Source organism: Candidatus Polarisedimenticolaceae bacterium, from assembly GCA_036376135.1.
In the GTDB taxonomy this organism is placed as follows: domain Bacteria; phylum Acidobacteriota; class Polarisedimenticolia; order Polarisedimenticolales; family DASRJG01; genus DASVAW01.
The window spans coordinates 1-24,647 of record DASVAW010000034.1; the positions used below are offsets into that span (position 1 = coordinate 1).

A 24,647-nucleotide genomic window follows, 5' to 3' on the forward strand; every position below is an offset into this window, starting at 1 on the left:
TCCTCCATGGCGATCTCGATGTCCTCGCGGCGTCGCACCGCGCCCTGCCGGGCCAGGCCGAGGCTCAGCAGCCGGGAGATCATGGAGTTGTCCTTGCTGGTCATCTCCCGCGCGTTGTCGAAATCGCCGTTGACGAGTGCCGGCTGGACCTTGCTCCACACCTGCTGGTTGCGAAGCGTCAGGACCGTCAACGTGAGCCAGCGCTCGATCGCGATCGCGGTGCCGACCGCGAACACGATCAGGATGGGGTACATGAACGCACCCCCCGCCACGAAGAACTTCACGATCTCGTACAACGCGTCCATCGTCGAATCCTCCTGCAACTAGCAGTGCACTGGTTTCCGGGAGTCCAGCCCCAGCCTCACGCAACGGCCGCTCACGGCGTCGTTTCCGACCTGATTTCGTAGTAACTCAGCTCCCGCAGGAACACTTCCTTGTCCACGGGCTGCCTGGAGTCGTCGAGCATCGTCGCGATGCCGACGGAATCGCCGATCTCCGAGCTTTTCCAGGGAACGAGGACCAGGGATTTGGGCGCCTCCTGATTGCCCAGGACGGACATTCCGGAAAGCGCCTTCGCCTCCTCTTCCTTGCGCTTCGCCTCGTCGGACGTCGCGGCGACGACGGGTTCGGCCGCGGGCGTGTTCTCGGCCGGCGCGACGTCCGTCGCCAGCAGGAACGCCACGAACAACACGGGTCCGCTCATGGGTTCTCCTCCCGGCTCTCGCGGTTGCGAAGATCGGCGATCCACTTCGCGACGTCGGGGTCGTCGGGGACGATCCGGCTGTACGCCTCGTAGTGCTTCAGCGCGCAGGCGGAATCGCCCAGGTACAGGTCGCAAAGAATGGCGAGGTTCCTGTGCGCGAAGTGGTAGTCCGCGAACTGCGCCAGCGCGGCCTCGTAGCTCGCGCGCGCCTGGGCGAACTGCATCTTGCGCCGCTGCACCAGGCCGAGCTCGTTGTGGGCGGCGGGGTGCTTCGGATTGAGCTCGAGGGCCTTGCGCAGGCTGGCCTCGGCGCGGTCCAGGTCGCCGGCGCGCGCGTAGGCGATGCCGAGATCGATGTGCGCCGCCGTCAGCGAGGGGGCCCGTTCGGTCACCTGGAGCAGCAGGGCGATGCCGGGCTCGTACCGGCCCTCCTCGAGCAGGCGCACCGCCGTCGCGTAGTCGGCGCGCACCTCGGCGTGGACGCGCACGCGTTGCGTCATCGTGAACCCGCCGGCGTCCTGCTCGACGTCCACGCGCGGGGCCTTCCGTTCCGCCGCGTCGCAGGGCGTCGCGACATGCGCCGCGAAGGCGAGGAGCAGGGCCGACCCCGCGGTCCGGGCCTCATCGGGGATCCGCATGGGCCTCCTCCTCGCCGCGTCCGGCGGTCCGTTGGAGCTGCGTCGTCGCGGGGGCGTCGCCCGTCGTCGCGGCGGGGACCCGCGACGCCGGCGACCGGTACGCGTAGGTTTCGATCGCATTCAGGAAACCGCCGCTCAGCTCGTGCTTCGCGTAACGCCCCGGCATCAGCTCCACGAGCTTCCCGAGGCTCTTCTCGGTCCACGCGTTGAGAACGCCGGCCTGCATGAGCTCCAGGTTCTTCTCGTGCACGTCGATGGCCTTCTCCTCGAACGGGAACGCTTCCTCCTCGAGGGCCAGCTCGTACGCGTCCTTGTCCTCCGCCCCCAGGTCCGCCGGGCGCTCCGACTCCGCCAGCGAGCGGCTGAAGTCGAGGTAGGTTTCCGCGAGGTAGAACGTCGCCGCCGCGGTCACGTCGGCGATCTCGTACTCCACGAGCCGGCCCATCGCCTCGACCGTCGCGTCCATGCGTTCCTTCTTCTCCTGAAGGCTGACGTCGAACGGCTGCAGCAGCTTCACGGCGGCGAACTCGCGGTACAGCTGCTCGGCGAGGACGAGCCCCGAGCGGGCGGCGAGGGTACGGGTGCGGGCGGTCCGGTCCGTCCCGGCCTCCGCGTCCAGGCGCACGATCTCCGCCAGCTCCTGCCGATAACGCGTCTCGTCGTGCGCCGCCTTGTGGATCTCGGCGATCTTGAAGCGGGTCTCGAGGGCCGCCTCCACCGGCCGGGGAAACTCCTCGACGTACCGGGTGTACACGTCCAACGCGCGGTCGCGTGCCTGGGACTGCTCGTGGAGCTCTCCCGCGACGAGCAGCGCCTCGGCGCGCAGCGCCGGATCCTCGGACTGGGCGGCGACGCGCTCGTATTCGTCCGCGGCGCGCGACAGCTGGCCGCTCTCCCGGTAGGCATGGGCGATCTGGCGGGTGGCCTCGCGCTGCAGCTCGTGGTCGGGGTAGCTGCCGCGGAACGCTTCGAGCACGCCCGCGGCCGCCGTCCAGTCCTGCAGCCGGATCAGAGCGGCGCCGGCGTCGTATTCGGCCGCGGCGCGGATCGTGGACGTCGGCGCCGCCGCGCGGATCCTCAGGAAGTGGTCGGCGGCCGCGCGATAGTCCTGCGCGGCGTTCGCGAGCTCGCCCTGCTTGTAGATCGAGGCGGCGAGGTTGTCGACGAGCGCCGCGCGCGACGCGTCCCCCTCCGGCGTGACCGCCAGCACCTGGGCATAGGCCTGCTCGGCCCGCGGATACTCCGCGAGGTCGAACGAGCCGTGCGCCACGACGATCCACGCGGAGCGGCGGATGGCCGCGTCCGCTCCCGGATAGGAGTCGAGGACCCGCTGCGCCGCCGTCACGGCGGGGCGGTAGTCCTTCATCTCGTACAGGTCGTCGGCGGCGGCGCCGAGGACGGCCGCGGCGTGTTCGTGCTCGGGGAACGCGTCCGCGAACTTGATCGAGCTCGTGACGGCGTCGCGCTTGACGGCGTCGCGCGTCGCCTCGCTCGCGACCTTCAGCTGCTCGCGGTAGGCGTAGATCGCGGCGTAACCCGCGGCCGCCGCGCGCGGATGCGCGGCGTAATCGTAGGCCGTGCGCTCGTATTGCCTGGCCGCTCCACCGAAGTCCTCGTGCTCGAGGAGCAGGTCGGCCAGCTGGTAGTTGATCGGCGGCGAGTCGGGGTCCGTCGGGAACGAGCTCAGGTACTCGCCGTACCAGCGCTGGGCCTCGGCGTAGTTCTGGGGCTTCTCGGCCGCAAGCTCCGCGTTCTGGTACTGGGCGTGGTAGTGGTTCGCGAGGTCCTGCAGGTTGGACTTGAGATAACTCAGGACCTCGGGCGACTCCTCGGGCTTGAAACGCCGCCAGTACTCGGCCTGGAGCCCGTACCTCGACGCGAATTCCCGCTTCGACTCCAGGACGAGCTTGGGGAACCCGCCCTTCGTGAACGTCTCCACCACGCGCATGCTGAAACGCGGCGCGGCGCGGTGGAACGGATAAAGCGCCACGAACTGCTTGTAGGTCTTCGCCGCGTCGTCGTAGCGCAGCTTCGCCAGGTAGTGCTCGCCGAGATTGCCGTAGACGCGGTCCTCGTAGGAGCGGTTCCCGAAGGCGGCGAAGTACTCCGGGACGGCCTCCGGCCCTCCGAGGTTGGTGAAGCTCAGGGAGATGACGCGGTAGGTGTCCGCGACGCGTCGCTCGTCGTCTTCTTCGTGCGTCTGATCGAAGTCGTATCCGATGGACACCTTGTAGTCGAGCAGCGCCATGTACTTGTGCAGGGCCTCCTCGTAGAACTCCTGCTTGTAGAGCGTCCAGCCGAGCTTGTAGAGGGCGAGCTCGTGGTAGGACGAGGCGGGGCCCAGGGTGAGGATCGCCGAGTAGGCGGCCTCGGCGTCGCGGAACCGCCTGCGCGTGTAGAAGTACTCGCCGCGCCGGAACTGCACCTCGTCGTAGTGCGCGGAGTGCGGATTCGCGCGGATCAGGCGCTCCATGGTCTCGATCGCCTCTTCGGTGCGGCCGAGCTCGTCGTACGCGCGCGCCTTCTGGTAGAGGACCTTGTCGTTGTGCTCGTAGTTCGGGTACTCGGTGAGCAGCCGGTCGTACAGGGCGATCGCCTCGAGCGGGCCGGCGGGATCCGCGACGGCGCGCGCCTGGCCTTCCGGCGGTCCTCCCTGCGCGGTCGTCCGCCGCTCGAAGTCCTGCTCGGACTCCGGCACGCCCGCGACCGCGACCGGTGCGGACGGGCCCGGCGCGGCCGACGGACGCACGGGGGCTTCCGGAGCGGCCATCTCCCGCGGCTTGCCGTCGCCCGCGCGCAGGCCGAACTGCTTTTCGATCTGGAGATCCGCCAGGCGTCGCATCGCCTCCGGAGTCATGGCCGTCTCCGGCGTCTCCTCGAGGAAGCGGCGGTAACTCTGCATGGCCTGCTCGAGGCCGTGCTCGACCTTGACCTCCTGAACGTCCGGGCGCACGTCGCGCAGCTCCGCCAGGGTCCCCCGGACGGTGGGCCGCGACGCGCAGCCCGCGGCGAGCGCAGGTGCGAGCATCAGCGCAAGGGCGAGCCGGCGCATCACCGGGCCTCCCCGTCGGATTCGGCGCGCGCCGCCCGGTCGTAGCTGTCCGCGACGGCGTAGCGGGCCTGGGACTGCTGGGCCACCAGGCGCTCCCGGCGGGCCTGGAGCTGGCGGATGGCGACGGTCTCGATCATGTGCCCCTGCCGGGCCATCACGAGGTCGACGCGCTGGAGCGCATCGCCGACGCGCTCGCGCAGCCGCGCGATCCGCGCGTCGTAGCCGACGTAGCTGTGCGTCGCCGCCTGCCGCGTCCGGACGAAGGCCTCGTATTGCCGCGTGAGGACGTCGACGTGCGCCTCCAGCTCGATCCAGTGTTCGAAGGCCTCGGTCAGCCGCTCGTGGTACTCGGTCTGCAGACGCCACGTGAGCGCGCCGCGCAGGCGGGCCGCGCGCTGCCGGAGCGCGAGCGACGCGGGATCGTCGTCGCCGCCGAGCTGCCGCTCGAGCAGCGCGAGGCGCTCGCCGGCGATCCGCTCCTCCGCGGTCGCCAGGTACTCCGGACGCGGCGCGGTCAGCATCGCCTGCAGGCGCTTGCCGAGGTGCTTGCGCTGCTCGAGGCGGAGGCGCATCCGCGAATCCAGCTCGCGGAACTCCACGTCGACCCCCGGCAGGAGCGGCTCGTAGTTCGCTCCGCGCAGCCGGATCATGTCCTCGAAGGCGTCGAAGCCGGACGTCCAGGTCACGAGCTTCGAACGCAGGTCCTCGAGGTCGAGGTAGTTCTGAAGCGCGGTCTGGAAGTCGTGGGACGCCATCAGCTCCATCAGGTAGTAGGTCTCCGGGGCGTCGGGCAGGGTGCGCAGGCGGATGACCCAGGACTCGTCCTGCCGGCTTTCCTCCCGGACCAGCGCGTCGAGGAATCGCCCCTCCCGGATGCTCCCGATCGAGGCGTCGACCCGCTCGATCTGCCGGGTGTACGTCTCGAGCGCGCGCCCGTACATGAGCGCGGCGCGGCCGTGCACGTTCAGGCTGGCGTACGCGTGCGGCACGGCGAGCATGGCTTCCTGGACCGCGGCGTCCGTCGGCTCACGCTCCACCAGGAGGTTCCACGGAACGAGCGCCCGGTCGTAGTGCCGGGCGGAGGCCTCGGCGAAGCCCGCCCGCAGCAGGGCCTGGTTTGAGAACGGTCCCTCGAGTCGCACGCGGTCCAGGGACTGCTTCGCGCGCTCGGCCTCGGCCGATTCGAAGAGGATGCTGCCGAGGACGAGGTTGGACTTGTCGCGGATCGCGAGACCGGCGCGATCGTCCGTCACCGTCTGCCCGGCCTTGTCCAGCTGCTCGATCGCCTCCTGGGCCCGGCCGTCCTGAAGCAGCGCGATGCCGAGGTTGTAGGCGGTGAACCCGGCGAGGCTCCCCTCGCCGCTCAACGGCTCGAGCACCTTCACGGCCTCGCTCGGGCGGCCCGTCGCCATGTACAGGTTCGCCCGGAGGAACTCGACGTCGTCCCGGATCGCCTCGGGCACCTCGCCGTCGATCCGGTCCAGCGCGTGCAGCGCGTCGTCGAGCTGGTCCTTCTGGAAGTGGATGCGGGCGAGCCGGAAGGCGGCCTCGTTGCGCACCTTCTCCTCGACGGCACCTTCGAGCACGGCCTTGATGGCGCGCCCCGCGCGGTGGTGCATGCGGTAATTGAGCTCGAAGTCGCCGACCGAGAACTCGGCGCCGTGGATGTGATAGTGCAGCGTATCGAGGCCGGGATCGTCGAGACCGTGGTACTGCGCGAGCTCGGTGTCGAGCCGCTGGAGCGCTTCGAAGAACCGTCCCTGGTGGGCGTGATAAAGCGCCTCTCCGAAGTACAGGTCCTTCAGCTCGGCGCTCGCGACCGGACCGGCCGCAAGGCCCAGGGCCAGGCCGAGTCCGAGCAGCCGATGGGGCGTCCGATTCATCGGTTACCAGTTCCCCAGCACGATCGGGGCGTTTCCGGAGTCCGGTGCGGCGAGCGTCAGCCCCACCAGCTTCGGTTTCACTTCCTTGCGGAAGGCGAACTGCTCGGTGCGGCTGAAGTCCTCGCCGCCTTCGAGCTTGCCGTCGACGAGCACCTCGAGCTGGTGCTCGCCGGTCGTCAGGTTTCCGACGTAGAGCCGCTGCACGCCGCCCTTCCGCAGGGCGTCGAGCTCCTTGAAGCTGTAGATGTAGTGGGCCACGAGCTGGCCGTCGATGCGGAGCCTCACGGCGTCGAGGCGCATCGCATCGCCCTCCGCCAGCGAGACGAAGATCGCGACCTGCGTCCCGGAAGGGAACAGCAGCTTCTCTTCCAGCTGGCCGAGCTCCGCCGCGATCGCGAGCACGTCGGACTTGATCTCCTGGACCTGCTCGTCGAGGCCGCGCATCTCCTTCTGGTCGTTCTGTTGCGCCCGGGCATGGACGCTTCCCAGGACGAGCAGGATGGCGCACGAGAATCTCGCGAGGGTGCGGGTCATCGGGTTGCGTCGGGCCATGGCGTTCCTCGTTTCACGCGCGCTGCGATCGCGCGGGCACCACGAGCCCGCCGCGGCCGAACGGGTATCGCCCCCCGTACCGGCGGCGGGGAGCACTGCAATCGACCTGCCACGGAGAGATCGGGCCGAAGGAGCACCGATTCGTGTTTGCAGCGGGAGATTCCGGGTTGTCCCGTTAACGATCCGGTCATCGCAGCCGCGATTCCGATCACGTCATGCCGGGTCGAAGCAAGGGCACAGGTTCCATCGACGTAATGCCGAGCTCCAGTGTCCGGAGCGTGACGCGCGGTCCAGTGCGTGCCGTCGAAGTCGCTTGAATCCCTCAAGAAAGGAAGCGTTCCCGGACCTCGAGGGATGGCTTGATCGCACTTGATTCGTGCGAGACACCGCTCGGATCATGCGGGGGTTCGCCCGGGCCGGCGCCAGCTTCGGAATTACGAATGGGTCTCTCGTGGTGGCGGAGGACGGCCGGTCGCGGGCCGCCCGGACACGAGTCGCACCGCCGGCGTCTACCCTCCGGTCAACAACTCGACGCCGTGGGTTCCGCTCGGGACGTGGACCTCCACCCAGTCGGGGCCGGAACCGATGACGCCGACCGTCGAGCCGTCGAGCTTGACCCCGGAGATCTGAGGGTAGGTGAATCGAACCGTCGTTCCCGGCGACACGATGCGACCCCGTGTGCCGCGCAGGTACACGCTCACGGCGCCGGCGGAGCTGAACCCGGCCGGGGGACCGACCGAGGTGCTGAAGGACGTTCCTTTCCGGACGAAGTAGAAGACATTGGCTCCGCCCGGAGCCTCCCGGTAGAGCGACGCTCTCCCGGTGAAGGTGTTCCCTCCGTACGTCACCGGCGCCGCGCCGGTCGACTCGAACGCGTGATCGACGACTCCCGACCCATGATCGATCCTCGCCCCGCCGGAACCCGTCACCGAGAGCCGCGTCATCGCGGCCTTGACGTGGTCGACGTCGTGAGGAAAGAGGACGGTGACCACGTTCTTCTCGCCGCCGGCCGGAGCGGTGTATTCGGACTCGAGATACTTTCCTTCGAATCCTCCGTTGGGCGCGCTCCAGGTGGCGACCCCTCCGTTCAGGTGCCGCACGACGCCGGGCGGCGTGGCGTAGAACACGGTCAGCTTCGCCCGATTGGGCTCGAGCGCGACCGCGTCGATCGTCGCCGTGTACTCCGTTCCGCTGACGACGGTCTGGATCCCGGTCGTCGCCAGCGTATTGGGATGGAGGTTCATCAGGATGCGCTCGCCGCCGTCGGCATACACCTCGTCGAACAGGACGAAGTACGCACGGCTCGAAACGTCGGCGTGCACGAAGACGAGGTTTCTCAGGTGCACGTCATCCGGGAGCGCCGGGCCGTCGTCGCCGCATGCGTAGTCGAGGAGGGTGTCGGTGAACCCCTCGACCACGCCTCCTCCGGCCTTGGAGGCGTGGCGGCTCGACGTCCGGAGTGTGTTGCCCGATCTCTCGTCGTCGTGAATCCACGACCACGAATAGCCGGGCAGCCCGCTCCCCCAGCCGGCATAACCCGAGTTGACCAGCAGGTATTCGTTGTAACCCGCGATCGCCACCGCGTTGACGTCGTAATGGCTGTGGCCCTCGTAGCCCATCGCGTTCCACAGGATCCCGCCCATCGCCGCCGGGCGCGCGGCCGCGGACGCCACGGCTTCCATGAAGAAGCCTCCGCCGTCCGGGTAGATCTTGCTGGTTGCGTAAGCGGCCGGTGGGAGCGGCCCGTCGGGAACGACGTAGCTCAGCAGGTTGCCCCGGACCTCCGCCGGAAGGCCGACCGCCGCGTATCGCCCGGCCGTCCGCCCGAACTTCTCCGCGCGATAGAGAGGCGGCTCGTCGTAGGCCCCTCCCCTCTCGGGTTGGATCGCGCAATCGCCGAAGGGAATCGGGCCGCCGAAAACGGCCTCGCCGTGCCCGTAGAGCCATTCATAGAGCCCGATGATGCGCGGGTTGTCGTAGTAACGGCCGTCCACCCCGGTGAACTCCAGCACGTCCATGTACATGTTCTTGACGTATCGGTTGCCCCCGTTCCAGCGCGCCCAGCCGTAACACTCGCCGCCGAGGAAGACTCCGTCCAGACTCAGACCGCTCATGAGACTGTCGTAGTACGCGTCGTCCGGAACCGTTCCGGCCCCCGTGTACACGTTCCAGGTGCCGATCGCCCCCAACCCGGCGGACGACCAATCTCCCGTCCATACCTGGGCGATCTTCGCCTGCATTTTGGTCTCACATGCGGCGACTTCGGCGGCGGTCAGGTGGTTGTAGACGACGTCCAGGGCGAGGGTGAGGTTGAACAGCGCGTGGGCGGGTGGAACCACCGTCCCCCAGTCGGTTCCGAAGGTGAGTTCGTCGACGTGATCGAGGATGGCATCGCGCGCCCGGACGGCGAAGACGCGGGCGTTGGCTCCGTCCAGAATGTAGGCCAGAGCCGAAGCGCTGGAGAAGCGGGTCAGGTTCCTGGCGATCTCGGAGTTGTCCCCTCCCGGGACGTACCCGGCATCGGAGGTCGCGATCGCATCGGCCGTCATGGAGGCCCACGGCTCCGTCGACGCACGGTCGCGCATCGCCTGGAAGGAGCTTCCCCGCAGGATCAGTTTGGGGTGATCGCTGCTGGAGCCGGGCGAGATGCGGATCACCACCTCGTCGACGTCCGTGGCCCCCCGGTCGTCGGTGACCGTCAGCGTGACGGCGTGCGAGCCCACGGCCAGGTAGACCCGCGCCGTGGAACCGGGGCCGCCCGCCAGGACGCTCGTCGCCTCTCTCCACTCGTAACGCACGATGTGGCCGTCCGGGTCGCGGCTCGCGGAGCCGTCCAGGTCGACGAGCTCGGCCCCGTCGGTATCGACATCGACCAGGGGCGACGGGTCGGCTCCGGCATCGGCGAGCGGCGGCTGGTTCGCGCACGCACCGGAACAGGTGCACAGGCCGGCGACACACGAGGCGCCGGTGCCGCAGGCGACCCAGCAGGCTCCGCAATTCAGCGAATCGATGCTCGTGTCGACGCAGGTCGAACCGCACGACACGGTCCCCGACGGACATTGGGCCGCCACGACGTAGAAGTGGATCCTGCCCGCGGGAGGGTCGTCGACGTACACGCTGGCGTCCGTATCGGCGACGGCGTTCGGGGCGTCCATCACGCCGGGCGCCGCCGTGGAGCGGTAGACGCGATAGGTCGGGGTGCCGCCGGTCCACTGCAGCGTGACCGAAGGCGGCGATTGCGTCAGCGTCAGGTCGATTCCGTCCGGCGAACCGGCGAGCGAGAGTTGCGCGCCAAACACGGCAACCGTCAGCATCGAGCACCCGATGCCGGGGAGGGCGCTGCTCGTACGGAGCCGCCGCTTGGGCATGATTCCGCGCCGGTGCGGCATCGGTGGACCTTAAGCGGCGGGAAGCCGGCGATCTATGGGGTGAAACCCCACCCGCACACGGTCCGGCAGGGCCGGTTCGGATTTAGACTCCAAGCGATGGCCACCATCGGGGAACGACTCCGGCACGAGCGCGAAATCCGAAACATGACGATCGCGCAGCTGGGTGAGGCCACCGGCATCGGGGTCGCCTATCTCGAAGCCATGGAACGCGACGACTTCAACGCCCTGCCGGGACGGGCCTTCGGCAAGTTGTACGTGCGCGCCTACGCCGAGGCGCTTCGGTTCGATCCCCAGCCGTTCGTCGACGACTACGATCGCGAGCAACGGCTCGTGCCTCCCGACGGCCGGCCATCCCCCTGGCGGCCGGAGCCGACCGCCGGAAACGAGGAGCCCGACACCGCCCACCTCGCGGCCGCGACGGGTGCTCGAAACTCGAAACGACGCGTCGTCGCCCTGTCGGTGGTCGGTGCCGTCGCGATCGTGGTGGCGGCCTACTTCGGCCTGCGAGAGCCGGGAGCCGATCCGAAGCCGGAGGCGCCGCCCCTCGAGCAGGCCGGCGTTCCCCCGCCGCCTCCACGCCCGCCGAGTCCGACGCCCGTTGCGGAGCGCACCCCCGTTCCGCCGCCCCCCGTCGTTCCCGGTCACCTGAGGGTGACCGAGTCCGGCGTGGGTCGCCGCGTCGACCGCACCAGGCTCGAGGGAGTGACCGACCGCTTCGCGCCGGGCGAGGTCGCGTGGTTCCAGACGCGCGTGCTCGGAGGACGGGGCGGCGAGATCCTCCGCCACGTCTGGATCTTCGACGGCAAGCCCCAGCAGTCGATCACGCTCCGGCTCGGCGGATCGGATTGGCGCACGCACAGCAACAAGACCGTCTACAAGCCCGGGGCGTGGACCGTGGAGGCGCGCGACGAGGCCGGGCGCGTGCTGGCGTCGGCGGAGTTCACCTGCGCCCCCACGGACGAGAGGACGCGGCGCTAGCTCCTGTCGATCGTCAGGTTCGACTGGACGTCGCGCACACCCTTCGTGTCCTTGGTGATCTGGACCGCCTTCTGCCTCTCCGCGTCCGAACCGACCGATCCCGTCAGGTAGACGACCCCGTCACGGGTATCCACGTCGATCCGAAGGCCCTTGACCTGCGGGTCGTCGAGCAGCCGGGTCTTCACGCTCATGGTGATTCCGGTGTCGGTGACCGTTTCTCCGATCGTACGGTCCGTGTCCGGCGCGTCTCCGCTTCCCGAACCCTCCCGGGCCGAGATCATGTCGACGACCTTCACGACGCCCTTCGTCGCCTTCGCCAGCTCGATCGCCCGGTTCTTCGTTGCCTCGCTGTCGACGTTTCCGGTCAGCGTGACGACCCCTTCGTGCGTCTTGACCTCGATCTGCGAGGCCTTGACGGTGTCGTCGGCAACGAAGCTCGACTTCACCTTGGTCGTGATTCCCGTATCGGTCGACGCGCACGCCACGAAGAGGGAAAGCCCCGCGGCGAGGATGGCGAGCGTCGATGGGTTCCGTGAATGCATGATTCCTCCTGTCTTGATAGGCCGGACTTCAGACCTGGAGAGCAGGCTACTTCGCGGCCGTGGCCGGCTCGATGGGGCGAAACCCTACCGGATGCCGGACTCGGTCCACGAGGGGGTCGCGCTGGGGTGTTCACCCCATGGAAGCCCGACCGCCGAGGCGTTCGATTACCCGTCGAAACTCCCAATTGCGCACGGGGGATCGAACGATGAAAAATCCGAGATTTCTCAGGTACGGAACCGTCGCGGCTGCCTTGCTCGGACTCTTCGCGCTGGCGCAGGGAACGCCGGGCGGCCGCGATCGCGCCGTTCGGCCGGCCGCGCGCGACGACGGCCAGCTCCGGCAATACGCCCGGACGCTCGAGTCGGGCCGCCACGTCTTCCGGTACGACACCTTCGGCGACGAGGCGTACTGGGGAGACTCCCTGCAGCTCCATCGTGCGATCGAAGGCGAGCGGTTCGGCGGCGTGGGCGCGGGCGTGAGTCCGAGGACCGCGCTCTCCGTCGGCTTGAAGGTCGACAGGGATGCGCTGCCCCCGTCGCTCCAGAACCAGCTGCGCGCCGGAACCGTGAACCTCGACGATCCCGCCACGACGCTCGCGTTGCTCGAGCTCGATGCCGTCGTCGGCGTCACGGGGTTCTTCGAGTCGGACGGAAGCCTCCGGTCGATCGGCCTGCAGTGCGCCTTCTGCCACTCCACCGTGGACGACTCCCTCGCGCCGGGCATCGGGCGCCGCCTGGACGGATGGGCGAACCGCGATCTCGACGTCGGCGCGATCGTGTCGCTGGCGCCGAACCTGCAGCCGATCGCCGATCTGCTTCAGGTCGACGTGCCCACGGTCAGGACCGTGCTCGCCAGTTGGGGACCCGGACGGTTCGACGCCGTGCTCGACAAGGACGGCAAGGCCTTCCGCCCCGACGGCAAGCAGGCGGGCACGCTCATCCCGCCCTCCTTCGGCCTCGCGGGCATCAACCTGCACACCTGGACCGGATTCGGATCGGTGCCGTACTGGAACGCCTACGTCGCGGCCACCGAGATGCACGGGTCGGGGACCTTCTTCGACGAGCGGCTCGGCGACCCCGTCCAGTACCCGGTCGCGGCCCGCACGGGGTCGTGGAACACCCGGGGTACGCCGGACCTCGTCTCGTCCAAGCTCGCCGCGCTTCACGCCTACCAGTTGGCGCTCGCGGCCCCCGTGCCGCCGGCCGGATCGTTCGACGCTCTCGTCGCCGCCCGCGGCAAGGCGTCGTTCGAGAACAAGGCGCGTTGCGCGACCTGCCACGTGCCTCCGCTGTTCACCGAACCCGGCCACAACCTGCACGCGCCCGAGGAGATCGGCATCGACTCGTTCCAGGCGGATCGCTCCCCCACCCGTTCGTATCGCACCGCGCCACTGGCCGGATTGTGGACGCACCAGAAGGGCGGCTTCTATCACGACGGTCGATTCGCGACGCTCGAGGCGGTGATCGACCACTACGACGCGCACTTCGAGCTCGACCTGACGGACCGGGAGAAGCAGGACCTGAAGCAGTACCTGCTCAGCCTCTAGGTCCGTGTCGACGCCGACGAAGAGAACCTGGGGCCGACGATGAGCACCCTCACGACGCGGGACGGTACGCAGATCGACTACAAGGACTGGGGCGCCGGGCCCCCCGTGGTGTTCAGCCACGGCTGGCCCCTCAGCTCCGACAGCTGGGAGGGCCAGATCGCTGCATCGCCCATGACCGTCGCGGGCACGGCCGTTCCAGCCAGCCCTGGGACGGCAACGACATGGACACCTACGCCGACGATCTCTCCGAGCTCCTCGAGAAACTCGAGCTGACGCGCGCCGTCCTGATCGGCTTTTCCGCAGGGGGCGGCGAGGTGGCGCGTGATGTCGGCCGCCACGGCACCAAGCGCGTGGCCAAGGCCGGTTGATCGCCGGCGGCCCGTTCTTCGGGGCCAACCGGCCCGGCGCCAAGGTCTCGCGGGGCATGATCGACTCGTTCTGGCTGCAGGGGATGCAGGCCGGTCACAAGAACACGCTCGGCTGCATCCGGGCGTTCTCCGAGACGGACTTCACCCCCGACCTCGAGAAGTTCGACGTGCCGACCCTGATCGTGCACGGCGACGACGACCAGATCGTGCCGATCGGTGCCGCTGGCGCTCCGCTCGTCGAAGCTCGTCAGGAACGCGATCCTGAAGGTTTACGCCGGCGTGCCGCACGGCCTCGCCGACACGCACCGGGACGAGCTCAACGCCGACCTGTTGGCGTTCGTGAAGGGCTGACCGCGCATCGTCCACGCCGACGCCGGGTAGGACTTGACCCCATCGCCGCTCTCCGGTGGGTCGCATAACGTGCCGGTGAAGGTCCGCCTCGAACCACGCAAGGGGAGCAGCCATGGGAACCTGGATGGTTATTCTGATCGTCGGAACCGTTCTCGCGGCCGCAGCCGCGGCTGCGTGGGCCGTCATGGGACGGAATCGATCCGCGGACCTCAAGCGCAAGTTCGGCACGGAATACGACCGTGCCGTGCAGGCCTCCGGCAGCCGAAGCCGTGGCGAAGCCGATCTGGCATCGCGGACGAAGCGGGTGGGGACACTCGACATCCGACCGCTGTCCGCCGGAGATCATGACCGGTTCGCCGAACGGTGGCGCTCGGTGCAGGCCTCCTTCGTCGACAACCCGGCCGCCGCGGCGTCGGACGCCGAGAAGCTCGTGGAGGAAGTCATGCGCGCCCGCGGTTACCCCATCGGTGACTTCGATCAGCGAGCCGCCGACCTCTCCGTCGACCATCCGCGCTTCGTGGAGAACTACCGGCACGCTCGCGACATCGCCCTCGCCGGCCAGCGGGGAACGGCGAAGACCGAGGACCTTCGGCAGGCCACGGTCCATTACCGGGCCCTGTTCGAGGATCTGCTCGACACGACCGAACGAAAGCTCGTGGCGGTGGGACGATGATCACCGAGATCGGCCCCAGCGAGGCGCCGCAGAGCATCGCCCTGATGGCGAGCGACGAGGAAGAGACGTTCCGCGCGACGTGGAAGACCATCCAGACGGGCTTCATCGACGAGCCGAGCCGCGCGGTCAAGGACGCGGACGCCCTCGTGGCCGAGGTGATGGCGCGGCTCGCAGAGGGATTCGCGAGAGAGCGGACGAAGCTCGAGGAACAGTGGGCGCGGAAGGAAGAGGTCTCGACCGAGGATCTGAGGCTCCTCCTGCAGCGTTATCGGTCGTTCTTCGATCGCCTGCTCGGTGCGCGGGCACCGGCGCAGGGTTGATCGGAGAGGCGCCGCCACCCGTACTTTTCCACGCTGCTGCGGTCGACGATCCGGTCGCGCGGACTCCGGCTTGGTCGTACCTTATAGGTGTCGAAGGTGCTTGGGCCCGGCTCTCGCCGCCGCGCGGCGGAAGGGAGACGAGCAACGGAGTCCGACCGTGCCCAGGACGGCGTTCTTCGCCGGAGCCGCGTGCCTGGTGGCCGTATCCGCGGCCGCCGCGGCGACCTTCACGGTCAACACCACGTCGGACCACACGGACGCCCTCCCGGGGGACGGCACCTGCGAGACCGCGACGGGTAACGGCCTCTGCTCGCTCCGGGCCGCGATCCTCGAGGCGAACGCGTTGGCCGGTCCCGACACCGTCCTCGTCCCCGCGGGAACCTACGCGCTCGGGATCGCGGGTGACCTGGAAAACGCCGGGCTCACCGGGGACCTCGATATCACCGACAGCGTGACGATCCGGGGCGCCGGTCGCTCGAGCACGATCCTGGACGGGATGGGGCTCGACCGCGTCCTCGACGTAGTCCCCGGCGGTCTCCCCCTCACCGTGGAGATCTCCCGCCTGACGATTCAAGGCGGAACACCGCTGCGGGACGAGCCGATCGGCGGCAACGTCGGCGGAGGGGGAGGAGTCCTCGTGCGCGGCGGCGCCGTCCGGCTCGCCGACGCGACCCTTCGGGACAACCGGATCGACGCCCTCGTCGCGGCGGGGGGCGGCGTCCACAACAACGGCGACCTCACGCTGACCCGCTGCGTCCTGACCGGGAACCGCGCCTACTACGGAGGCGGCGTCCACAACCTGGGCGGGTTGACGCTGACGGGTACGGCCGTCGCCGGCAATACCGCGTTCGGGTCCGTCGGCAGCGGCGGCGGCATCTACAACGGCGCCGTCGCGACGATCGCGAACTCCACGATCGGCGGGAACACGGCGTCCTCGGGGAATTGCGGCGGCATCCAGAACCTCAGCCTGCTCGGGCTGGCGAACGCCACGCTCGCGGGGAACGAGGCCTTCCGCTTCGGCGGGGCGCTCTGCAACCAGGGGACGATGGAGATCCGGAACACGATCCTCGCCGACAACCGGGCGTCGGGAGCCGCCGACAACTGTCGCCTGTTCAGCGGAACCGTCGAGAGCGTGGGATACAACCTCGAGGATCTCGATACCTGCGGGCTGGCGGGCGTCGGGGACCAGGTGACCACGAATCCCGTCCTCGGTCCGCTCCAGGACAACGGCGGCTCGACCCTCGTCCGGCCGCTCCTCGACGGGAGCCCAGCGATCGACGCCGGGAATCCCGACGGCTGCGTGGACATCACCGCCGTTCCGTCGAACCTGGCCACCGACCAGCGGGGCGTCCCGCGCCCACTCGACGGCGACCAGGACCTGGTCGCGCGCTGCGACGTCGGCGCGCACGAGTTCGATCGCCACGACGTCTGGGGCGTCGCGGCGGCGTCCGATCCCTTCACGCTGACATGGCAGGCCTTGCCCGGAGCCTCGGGCTACCTCGTCTACCGGGGGAACATGGCCGCGCTTCGATCGGGGAGCTACGGCGAGTGTGTCACGACCGGCGGGGACCTGACGGTCACGAAGCTCGAGGACGCCGAGATCCCGCCCGCGGGGGACTTCTTCTTCTATCTCGTGGCGGCGCGCGTCGACGGCGAGGAGTGGACGATCGGATTCGAGTCGTCGGGTCGGGAACGGAGCCTCGAGCCGTCGGCGCGGTGTCCTTAGCGCAAGGGCGGCTCGCGCCGGCGGAGCTCGGACGTTCCGGATGTGGCCGGGCGTATCGGCGGCCGGGACGAACGGCGTCCCGGCCATCCGATTCCGCGGGGTGGGTCTACGGCTTCAGATCGACGCGTCGGCCGACGCTCGGAACGCCCTTCTTGTCCACGACGAAGAGGAGGTACACGCCGGGGACGGCCTGCCCCTGGAATCTCGGCGTGGTCACCCGAACGTTGCCGGCCGGACCCGCCTTCGTGAATCCCAGCTTCACGTACCGATCGCCCGTCGTCAGGCTGTGGGTGTTGTGATCGCTGCGGAGGAGGACCACCGAGCCGATTTCGTCCGCGCGCCCCGCGATCGTGAGATCGAAGTGGCCCGCGTAGCCGATCGCCTCCGGGGCGTCGACGATCCGGGGCCGTGAGGAACGTCCGCCGCCCTTCTGGAACAGGTACGCCGGCGAGAAGATCTGGCCGACGGGAACGCCCAGGTCGGGATCGCCCCGCGGAAGGATGCCGGCATACGAGGACGTCAGCGGGAACGCCGGGTCGTCCGGCCGCACCAGGGCCTCGCGATTCTCCCCGGCGAAGAACACGGTCGCATCCGGCAGCAGCGTCGCGGTTCCGTGCAGTCCTCGCGAGACCGTCGACTTGGCCAGCTTCGTCACCGATCCGGTCGCGGGGTCGAACATCTGGAAGTGATGGCCCTCTCGTTCCTCGAAGGTGCACGGCCTCCCGTCGACGACACATCCGGGAGAGCGGTTCACCCCGTGTCCGATCAGCACCTTGCCGTCCGGCAGGAGGACCGCCTTCGTCGTCGAGAGCGGTTGCAGGATGTCGCCGACCTTCCGCCATCGCGGGTCGGGCTCGGTGAAGTCGATCTTCTCGACGGTCCCGGTCTGATTACCGCTCGCATCGACCCCCGAGATCATGAACCACCGGTGCGCAACGGTGTTGCCGTCGCCGTCGAGCTCGACCAGGCTCGCGCTCGGACAGCAGTAGGGCCGGACTTCGAGCGCCTTGTCCACGAACGTCCAGTGGTTCTTCGCGGGAACGTCCCGATCGGGGTCCCGGAGCGCTCCCAGGACGTCCAGGCACCAGGTGTTCCCGTCGGTGAAGCGGGGCGTGCCTCCCCCGACGCCGAACCGCGCGCCTCCCTTCTGTCGTTCGCCCCGCGCGTTGCGGTAGGCCGGGGTTCCCGCGGCGTCCTCGTTCTCGATCGAGCCGTAGTGGATCTCCCCGTTGAACGTGCAGACTTTCCAATCGTCCTGCCCCGGTCCCGTCTGGACGACCTCCATCTGCGGATAGAGAGGGAAGGCCATCCGGGCGTTCTCGAGCGAGATGCTCCGGTCGGTCTTCGGGTCGTAGACCTCCGGAACCACGATGTTCACGCGGCTTGCGGTGAACGCCGTATCGCTCTGCGTCTGGTTGCTTCGGCCCTTCGCGGCGCGATCCGGATCCGGCGGCACGGTCCCGTCCTGGTCGAACCCGCCGAGGATCAGCACCAGATCGTTCGGCAGCGGAGCCGCCGACGGATACCAGCGCGCATACTCCAGATCGGAGGGGTCGGACGGCTGCGTGCTCTGCGGATTCCGCGGATCGCAGTTCGGGTAGAACGGGGCGTTCGGGTCGCTCGCGAACAACCCGGTGCCGAACGGATCCCGACGCCAGTTCGCGAGGTCGCACGGCTCCGTCCGCCGGACCCAGGTTTCGGTCTCCGGGTCGAACACGTTGACCTTGTACAACCCGTTGTTGCTCTGCATGTCGTGACCGCCGAAAACGTAGACGCGTCCGTCGGAGAGGGTCACGCGTGCGTTGCAGTAGGTGTTGTAGAACATGCCCTTGGAGTAGCCGTTCTCCTGGAAGGCGGCACGGTTCAGCTCGAAGTCCTTCTCGTCGAGAAGCGCCGTGTGGTACTTGCTCTGGTTCCGGAATGCGGCGGGGTGGCCGATGTCGAACAGGAGCTGCCGTTCCATCGTGCGGTTGGCGACGATGCGCGTCGGCACGCTCTGGGACAGTCCCTGCCGCATCGTGTAGCCGCCGTAGGTCAGCCGCTGGAACGAGTCGTCGGGCACGCAGAGGGGGCGGGGGTCCACCGCCGTGCAGTCGGTCGGCCGGAGCCCGAGGAACGGCGCGGACGGCGAATCGAAGCCGTGCAGGACATCCCTCAGCGCCGTGTTGAACTGGTTGCCCGCGGTTGTCAACGCGCCCCGCTGGATGGCCAGGTCGACCAGTGCCGGATCGGCCATGTCGTTGACGGAGTACTGCGGGAACCTCGCGTGGAAGAGGATCTTCGGGTTCTGCGAGCCCTTCTTCCAGACCAGTCCCATGTGGACCGCCTCGGCGCTCTGCATGGGGATCAGAGGGGAAACCTGGCCGCACGTCGCCGGCGGACAATCGGCGTTGGGGTCCGGAAAGTTGGACTGCGCCGACGTGTCCGGCCACAGTCCGAGGGAGAGGCACGCCAGCGTGCAGAGGCCCTCGGCCACGCACGCGACGGGGTTGCGCTTCGAACGGTTCATCGTCCACCTCCTTGGTTGCTTCGGTCTTGCTCGGCGCCTTCGCCGCGGGGGACACCAGGGGCGCCCGCATCGGGATGCCTCGGGTCTACCGATGAGGGCCATGGAGTCGACGATTCCGACTGTACGTGACTTCGACCGCGACTTCGGGCGAGCGCGGGACGGTTCTTGCTTCTACGCCCGGCCGTCCCCGGGAGACGGGGCTGCACGCGGACGGCGGGCGTCCCGCGCCCGCTCGATGGCGAGGTACGGACGATCGGATTCGAGTCGTCGGTTCGGGAACGCAGCCTCGAGCCGTCGGCACGCTGTCCCTGGCCTCACCCTCCCGGCGCGGTCCTCCCCCGCCACCCGAACGGCCGGCCGGTGTCAGCAGCGAAGCTCGGGGAGGATTCCCGCGTCGGCCAGCCGCGCGATCTCGCGCCGTATCGAACCGCGCTCGTCGTCCGACGCCGGCAGGAGCGGCGGACGGGGAGAACCTCCGTGCAGGCCACGGACCTCCATCGCCGCCTTGATGCCCGGGACTCCCGCGGCGTCCACGATGAGGCGGCCCGATTCGGCGACGGCCGACTGCAGCGTCCGCGCGCGCTCGAGATCTCCCGCGACGTGCGCGCGATGGAGGGCCACGAGGGGCTCGGGAAGGACGTCCGCGGCCGCGAGCACGCCGCCCACGGCGCCGGCGGCGAGCGCAGGCTCGAAGATCGAAACGCTTCCGCAAAGGACACGAAAGCTCGCGGGGACTCGAGCCAGAAGCTCCCGCAGCTTCGCGAGATCGCCGGAGCTGTCCTTCAGCCCCGCCACGTTGGGGTGCTTCGCGAGCGTTTCCGCGACGGAGGCGGGGAGCTCCAGCCCCGTGAACTTGGGGACGTTGTAGAGGAGGATCGGGATGGGCGACGCGTCGGCGACCGCCTCGAAGTGGCGCCGGAGCGCCCCTTCGGTCATCCGGGACCTGAAGTAGAACGGGGTGATCACGAGCGCCAGGTCGGCGCCGCAGTCGGCGGCGGAAGCGGCGAGGCGGATCGTGGCTTCCGTGCTCTCGAGACCCACGCCGGCCATGAGGATCCGGCCTCGGGGCACCGCCCGCCGCGCCGCGCGCAGGACTTCGAGTTTCTCGTTCTCCTCGAGATAGGCGGCCTCGCCGGTCGAACCGAGCAGGAGATAACCCGCCGCTCCGTGAACCTCGTACCGCGCGAGATTCCCGGCGAGCGCCCCGGCGTCGACGCGTCCCCGACCGTCGAACGGCGTCGTGACCGGAGGAAAGACACCCGAGAGGTTCATGCCGAGCCTTCCTCCATCAGAGCACCATCGTCTCGTGGATCGTCTCGCCCCGGGCGAAGCGCCCGGCGGAGAGCGAGGAGATGTCGACCGAGGTCGCTCGCCCGGTGGAGATCCACTCCGCGATCGCCTCTCCCGTCGCGGGAGCGTGCATGATGCCGTGACCGGAGAACCCCGTGGCGAGGAAGAACCCGGGGACGCCGTCCGCCTCTCCCAGCACGGCGTGGTGGTCCGGGGTGACCTCGTACAGGCCGGCCCAGCTTCGTCGCAGGTCGAGCCCCGCTGCGGCGACGCGCGGGAATCGGCGCTCGAACGGCGCGGCGAACCGCTCGGGGAACGCGGGATCGAACGTCGTCACGAAGCCCGGCGGCTCGTCGGGGTTCGAGTAGGCGACGAGGACACGGTCCCCTTCCCTCCGGATCAGGATCCCGGTGTCCGCGTCGATCGTCATGGGAATCACGCGGGGGAGATCGGGGCACGGCCCGGTCATCAGGAGGTGCCGGCGCACCGGGACGACCGGAAGTTCCACGCCGGCGAGGGCGGCAACCCCGGCCGACCACGCGCCCGCCGCATTCACGACGACGCCGGCTTCGTGCACGCCGGCCGTGGTGGTCACGACGAACGATCCCGCCGTCGTGCGTTCGATCGCCGAGACCCCGGCGGAGCAGACGACCGCAACACCGGCGCGCGCGGCTTCCCGGAGGAAGAACCCGGCGAGCGCTCCCGGATCGATGAACCCGTCGCGCGCCCCGAAGGTCCCGCCGACCAGATCGGAACCCTCGACGTAAGGCGCCCGCCGGCGCGCTTCGTCGCCGTCCAGGAGATCGACCGTCACGCCGAGCGACCGCTGGAAGGCGACCGCCTTCTCGATCGCCGCGAGGCGCTCCCGGCTCGCCGTCAGGAAGAGATAGCCGGCCTTGCGGTAGACGGGCGGCTCGCCGATCTCGGGGGCCAGGGCGTCCAGGATCTCCATCGACCGGAGCGACATCGAGACGTTCACCGTGGTCGTGAACTGCGCCCGGATCCCGCCGTTCGCCTTGGACGTCGACCCGGTTCCGGGAACCTGCTCGCGCTCGACGATCGCGACGCGCGTGACGCCACGCCGCGTCAGGTGGAATGCGATGCTGCAGCCGACGACGCCGGCTCCGACGATCAGCACATCGTGGCGCGGGATCCCGGCACGTTCACCTGCGCGAGTTTCACGTCGTCCTTCCGCACGCATCCTATCCGCGAAGCCGCGACCGCGGAAGCACGCTCACGCCCGCGACGGAGGGTGCGAAGCCTCCCGATCACGGAGTGAGGATCTCGCCACGCGGTCCGTTCAGCGATCGGTGGAAAACGCCGGCGCCTGCGTTCGCAGAGGCGTTCGCGGATCTCGGCACCTTGGCATCAGTCGACCAAACGCCGTTTACGAATCGCGTCGCCATACTTACGGTCGAACGCCTTCGCATAGCCGCTCAGGGCCGTCAGCGCCTCTTGCTCGTGAAGCGCTCGACCCGCTTCAAGGCCGGCCTCGGGTAGGCCCCGCACCGGCTGCAAAAACCGCTGGTCGCCCTCGCCAAAGCTGAGCAGGTCGACGTTGATGCCAGGTACCGAGACGAACTCCACCTGTCGGGATGTCATGTCCGATACCGTTGTCCGGCCTCCTGTTGGAGTCTCACTCGGCAACGCGGGCGGACTCTTCATCTGCTCTAGGAGACTCGCGTAGTACCGATACCCGACGCTGGCAATCCGCCATCCCTCCGCTTGCTGCGCAACCACGATCGCCGACCTTGGCGTCTGCCCGACGATCACGGGGTAGACGAGTTGCAGGGGTCCATCGAACAGCTGCGCTAGCGGCACTCCTGGCTGATACTCGAGCAGTTTGCTGTAGCTAACGGTGCGAAGCGGCACCGGTGCCCCCAGAACCGCGGAGCGGGCCTCCTCGGGAGACGCGAACCCCATGGCGCCGAAGTTCTCGGCGGTTACGAGCGCCGGTAACGCCTCCATCGCTTTTCTGGCTGCGTCGTCCTGACTCTTCATCAGGTTCTGACCGGACGCTCCCGGTGCCGAGCTCGATCCCGGTTCCTGTCTTCCACAGGACACCACCAGCACCGTGACCACGACGATTGCAGTGGTCTGCAACCTGCGGCGAACGCTCATAGGCATGGCGCTACCTCCCTCTACCCCTTCCACGTGATGTCGTAGTTGGTCTCCCAGTGATCTGTGGCGCCGGAATCGCTGTACTCCTCGTAGGTCACCACCCTGGTCGCACCGGCACACGGGGCCCATGGGTCGACGAGGGCGACATACCTGATGCCTCCCACTTCGAAATAGCCGTTGATGACGACGACATGACCCACGCCGCCCGACTTCGGCCCGTAGGCGTAGGACATCGGCTTCTTCTTGCAGTAGATCTGCGTTCGTATGTCGTCCCACGACAGTGGCGTGCCGCTGGCCGTGGCGGAGAAGTTGCTCTCCGCGAACATCGTCCATCCGGGCGAGTTACACGCATCGGTCTTCCGACATGTCGTGTCGGTCGGCTCGTCGTCACAGCAGTCCGTCCTGCCGAATCTCTCATTGGCCAAGTCGCATTGCGTTCGACCGTGGCCGAGAAATGACGTGATCATCTGTGTCGTCGCCGCCCAGCACCAGTTGTTCGTCTCCTGCGCACGAAGTGTGACCGGCTGTGAGCCGATCGTCGCGTTGGGCTGACAGCACCCGTATTGGAATGACAGGTTCAGAGGGAAGACTAGCCAGAAGAGCACCCACCACCGCGCCCTCACGTTCTCGGAGTTCATGCATCCTCCCTTGGGTTCCTGAGTCTCTTGGGTGATCTCGCCTTGCTTGGATTTTCGGCGCTTCGTCGGCCTACATGTAGCACGGGACGCGCCTCCTCTTCGGCGACCCGAGATCGCCGCATTGGTCGTTGCCAACTTCATCGAGCGCACTCCAGCAGTGCGACCGTGTCCGGACCGTGCGAGCCAGTGCACGTGCATCCGCGGAGCTCCGCGGACAGCCCGCCTTCCGTACGGCGCCATCCCCTCACAGCGACCGGTGAGATCTCCCGCTGCTCTGCTGCCGCCACCGGTGCCCGCGCGGGTGCGTCCCATCTGCGAGCGTCGAGCCGTCTTGCTGGTGTTGCCCGGCGCCTCTCAGCAGCCAGCGCGCCACGGCCAATCCCCTCAAAGGCGTGGGTAACGCTAAGGAACCAATACCGGTGCGGTCGATCGGTTGGCTGGTTTTTTTTCTGGGAGCGGGAGCAACGCTCGGTCTGCTGCGGCTGTCGATCCTCGAACGATGGGAAGCCGCGATCGTCACCGGGACGGGAATCCGCTTGTCGTGTGCGCGGCCCGGGCTACCCAACGAAATCCGGCGGATCCGCCACCGAGGCCGATCCCGCCCGCGATCTCCCCGCCCCGAACACGTCGGTTAGGCCCAACTCGCACGGGCCGCGACCTCGAGGATCGCGTCGGCGAGCTCTTCGGGAACTTCCTCCTGCAGGAAGTGGCCGGCGTTCGTTCGCACGACCTTCGCGTCGGGCCGGATCCGCACGAGGTGCTTGATCACCGTGCCCAGGACCGGATCGCGATCGCCCCACACGATGTGGACGGGAACCTGCGCGGTGCGGAACAGCTCGTCGGCGACCTGGAGTCCTCCGATCGACGGGTGCGTCAGCGAGTCGGGCACCATGCGGGCGAGGGCCAGCGGGGCGGATCGATCCGCGCGCCTGGCGAGCGGCCATCGGTAGGCCTTCGCGACCTCGCCGCGGATGCTCGAGCGATCGCCCTGCGCGCGGTGCAGCGCGTCGAGTGGAAAGCGGAGGTACTCGAACAGCACGTTGCTCGCGATCGGCAACTGCGCCAGACGATGGAACAGCGTCGGCTTGAAATCCGGCCTTGGCGGCGACAACCCCGTGTTGCCGACGACGAGCCCGCGCAGCCGCTCCCTGCGCTTGGACATCGCGACGAGCCCGATCGGCCCGCCCCAGTCTTGAACCACGAGCACGAGCGGTCCCGGTACGACGCGATCGATCACTTCGCCGAGCCACTCGGCGTGCTGGAGCAGCGAGTGCGCGGCCTTGTTCGGCTTGCTCGAGAGCCCGAGCCCGATCAGATCGGGCGCGACGAGCCGCAGCCTGTCCCCACCGGGCCGTGCGCGCACCGCT

General features: G+C 68.7%; 21 protein-coding genes. 7 read left to right on the plus strand and 14 right to left on the minus strand.

Translation table 11 applies throughout. The features are described 5' to 3' along the window. The 7 genes from VF139_02815 to VF139_02845 form a co-directional block, all read right to left on the minus strand. Positions 1-305 (minus strand): hypothetical protein (locus VF139_02815; GenBank protein HEX6850313.1); only part of this gene is annotated, 305 nt, incomplete at its 3' end. A 71-nt stretch (positions 306-376) separates the two neighbouring features. Beyond that, positions 377-703, minus strand: a complete 327-nt coding sequence (locus VF139_02820; GenBank protein HEX6850314.1) for a hypothetical protein — start codon at positions 701-703, stop codon at positions 377-379. Next, on the minus strand, positions 700-1,341 hold the full coding sequence (locus VF139_02825) for a tetratricopeptide repeat protein (GenBank protein HEX6850315.1): 642 nt from the start codon (positions 1,339-1,341) through the stop codon (positions 700-702). The genes VF139_02820 and VF139_02825 overlap by 4 nt, the downstream gene beginning before the upstream one ends. Beyond that, a complete protein-coding gene (locus VF139_02830; GenBank protein HEX6850316.1) occupies positions 1,325-4,393 on the minus strand; it encodes a tetratricopeptide repeat protein in 3,069 nt (1,022 codons plus the stop codon). Before VF139_02830 ends, VF139_02825 begins: the two co-directional genes overlap by 17 nt. Then, on the minus strand, positions 4,393-6,276 hold the full coding sequence (locus VF139_02835) for a tetratricopeptide repeat protein (protein HEX6850317.1): 1,884 nt from the start codon (positions 6,274-6,276) through the stop codon (positions 4,393-4,395). The genes VF139_02830 and VF139_02835 overlap by 1 nt, the downstream gene beginning before the upstream one ends. A 3-nt stretch (positions 6,277-6,279) precedes the next feature. After that, a complete protein-coding gene (locus VF139_02840) occupies positions 6,280-6,828 on the minus strand; it encodes a hypothetical protein (GenBank protein HEX6850318.1) in 549 nt (182 codons plus the stop codon). A gap of 509 nt (positions 6,829-7,337) precedes the next feature. Continuing rightward, the gene (locus VF139_02845; protein ID HEX6850319.1) at positions 7,338-10,217 is read right to left on the minus strand and encodes a PKD domain-containing protein; all 2,880 of its coding nucleotides are present in this window, start codon (positions 10,215-10,217) and stop codon (positions 7,338-7,340) included. 96 nt (positions 10,218-10,313) lie between these two features. Here VF139_02845 and VF139_02850 point away from each other — a divergent pair, with 96 nt between their 5' ends. Beyond that, positions 10,314-11,195 (plus strand): DUF2914 domain-containing protein, encoded by an 882-nt coding sequence (locus tag VF139_02850; protein ID HEX6850320.1) that lies wholly within the window; start codon positions 10,314-10,316, stop codon positions 11,193-11,195. Here the strand turns inward: VF139_02850 and VF139_02855 are convergent. Further along, a complete protein-coding gene (locus tag VF139_02855) occupies positions 11,192-11,737 on the minus strand; it encodes a BON domain-containing protein (GenBank protein ID HEX6850321.1) in 546 nt (181 codons plus the stop codon). The genes VF139_02850 and VF139_02855 overlap by 4 nt on opposite strands. 251 nt (positions 11,738-11,988) lie before the next feature. Here VF139_02855 and VF139_02860 point away from each other — a divergent pair, with 251 nt between their 5' ends. The 6 genes from VF139_02860 to VF139_02885 all read left to right on the plus strand — a co-directional run bounded on the left by VF139_02860 (position 11,989) and on the right by VF139_02885 (position 16,722). Continuing rightward, positions 11,989-13,284 carry a hypothetical protein gene (locus VF139_02860; protein HEX6850322.1) on the plus strand — a complete coding sequence of 432 codons (1,296 nt, stop codon included), beginning with the start codon at positions 11,989-11,991 and terminating at the stop codon, positions 13,282-13,284. Between the two features lie 164 nt (positions 13,285-13,448). Next, positions 13,449-13,652, plus strand: coding sequence for an alpha/beta fold hydrolase (locus VF139_02865; GenBank protein HEX6850323.1), 204 nt, complete (start codon positions 13,449-13,451; stop codon positions 13,650-13,652). Positions 13,653-13,868: 216 nt separating this feature from the next. Then, positions 13,869-14,003 carry a hypothetical protein gene (locus VF139_02870; GenBank protein HEX6850324.1) on the plus strand — a complete coding sequence of 45 codons (135 nt, stop codon included), beginning with the start codon at positions 13,869-13,871 and terminating at the stop codon, positions 14,001-14,003. 112 nt (positions 14,004-14,115) lie between these two features. Next, the gene (locus VF139_02875; GenBank protein HEX6850325.1) at positions 14,116-14,676 is read left to right on the plus strand and encodes a hypothetical protein; all 561 of its coding nucleotides are present in this window, start codon (positions 14,116-14,118) and stop codon (positions 14,674-14,676) included. Continuing rightward, complete coding sequence (locus tag VF139_02880) at positions 14,673-14,996, plus strand: hypothetical protein (GenBank protein ID HEX6850326.1); 324 nt, start codon at positions 14,673-14,675, stop codon at positions 14,994-14,996. Before VF139_02875 ends, VF139_02880 begins: the two co-directional genes overlap by 4 nt. Before the next feature lie 157 nt (positions 14,997-15,153). Beyond that, on the plus strand, positions 15,154-16,722 hold the full coding sequence (locus tag VF139_02885; protein ID HEX6850327.1) for a right-handed parallel beta-helix repeat-containing protein: 1,569 nt from the start codon (positions 15,154-15,156) through the stop codon (positions 16,720-16,722). Positions 16,723-16,828: 106 nt separating this feature from the next. Here VF139_02885 and VF139_02890 read toward each other — a convergent pair whose 3' ends face one another. The 6 genes from VF139_02890 to VF139_02915 all read right to left on the minus strand — a co-directional run. Next, a complete protein-coding gene (locus VF139_02890; GenBank protein HEX6850328.1) occupies positions 16,829-19,231 on the minus strand; it encodes a galactose oxidase-like domain-containing protein in 2,403 nt (800 codons plus the stop codon). Positions 19,232-19,594: 363 nt separating this feature from the next. Beyond that, entirely contained in the window at positions 19,595-20,503 is a 909-nt protein-coding gene (locus tag VF139_02895) for a dihydrodipicolinate synthase family protein (GenBank protein HEX6850329.1), read from the minus strand. A 16-nt stretch (positions 20,504-20,519) separates the two neighbouring features. Further along, the gene (locus tag VF139_02900) at positions 20,520-21,659 is read right to left on the minus strand and encodes an FAD-dependent oxidoreductase (protein ID HEX6850330.1); all 1,140 of its coding nucleotides are present in this window, start codon (positions 21,657-21,659) and stop codon (positions 20,520-20,522) included. Between the two features lie 230 nt (positions 21,660-21,889). Continuing rightward, positions 21,890-22,642 carry a hypothetical protein gene (locus VF139_02905; GenBank protein ID HEX6850331.1) on the minus strand — a complete coding sequence of 251 codons (753 nt, stop codon included), beginning with the start codon at positions 22,640-22,642 and terminating at the stop codon, positions 21,890-21,892. Positions 22,643-22,662: 20 nt separating this feature from the next. Next, entirely contained in the window at positions 22,663-23,280 is a 618-nt protein-coding gene (locus tag VF139_02910) for a C39 family peptidase (GenBank protein ID HEX6850332.1), read from the minus strand. Positions 23,281-23,911: 631 nt separating this feature from the next. Then, the coding region (locus VF139_02915; protein ID HEX6850333.1) for an alpha/beta fold hydrolase at positions 23,912-24,647 on the minus strand (736 nt) is incomplete at its 5' end.

Bases quoted from the DNA above. Each gene is read 5' to 3' on its own strand.
- VF139_02820 (HEX6850314.1), bottom strand. From the start codon at position 703: ATGAGCGGACCCGTGTTGTTCGTGGCGTTCCTGCTGGCGACGGACGTC.
- VF139_02845 (HEX6850319.1), bottom strand. From the start codon at position 10,217: ATGCCGCACCGGCGCGGAATCATGCCCAAGCGGCGGCTCCGTACGAGC.
- VF139_02825 (HEX6850315.1), bottom strand. From the start codon at position 1,341: ATGCGGATCCCCGATGAGGCCCGGACCGCGGGGTCGGCCCTGCTCCTC.
- VF139_02895 (HEX6850329.1), bottom strand. From the start codon at position 20,503: ATGAACCTCTCGGGTGTCTTTCCTCCGGTCACGACGCCGTTCGACGGT.
- VF139_02905 (HEX6850331.1), bottom strand. From the start codon at position 22,642: ATGAGCGTTCGCCGCAGGTTGCAGACCACTGCAATCGTCGTGGTCACG.
- VF139_02830 (HEX6850316.1), bottom strand. From the start codon at position 4,393: ATGCGCCGGCTCGCCCTTGCGCTGATGCTCGCACCTGCGCTCGCCGCG.
- VF139_02835 (HEX6850317.1), bottom strand. From the start codon at position 6,276: ATGAATCGGACGCCCCATCGGCTGCTCGGACTCGGCCTGGCCCTGGGC.
- VF139_02840 (HEX6850318.1), bottom strand. From the start codon at position 6,828: ATGGCCCGACGCAACCCGATGACCCGCACCCTCGCGAGATTCTCGTGC.
- VF139_02890 (HEX6850328.1), bottom strand. From the start codon at position 19,231: ATGAACCGTTCGAAGCGCAACCCCGTCGCGTGCGTGGCCGAGGGCCTC.
- VF139_02875 (HEX6850325.1), top strand. From the start codon at position 14,116: ATGGGAACCTGGATGGTTATTCTGATCGTCGGAACCGTTCTCGCGGCC.
- VF139_02910 (HEX6850332.1), bottom strand. From the start codon at position 23,280: ATGAACTCCGAGAACGTGAGGGCGCGGTGGTGGGTGCTCTTCTGGCTA.
- VF139_02850 (HEX6850320.1), top strand. From the start codon at position 10,314: ATGGCCACCATCGGGGAACGACTCCGGCACGAGCGCGAAATCCGAAAC.
- VF139_02880 (HEX6850326.1), top strand. From the start codon at position 14,673: ATGATCACCGAGATCGGCCCCAGCGAGGCGCCGCAGAGCATCGCCCTG.
- VF139_02855 (HEX6850321.1), bottom strand. From the start codon at position 11,737: ATGCATTCACGGAACCCATCGACGCTCGCCATCCTCGCCGCGGGGCTT.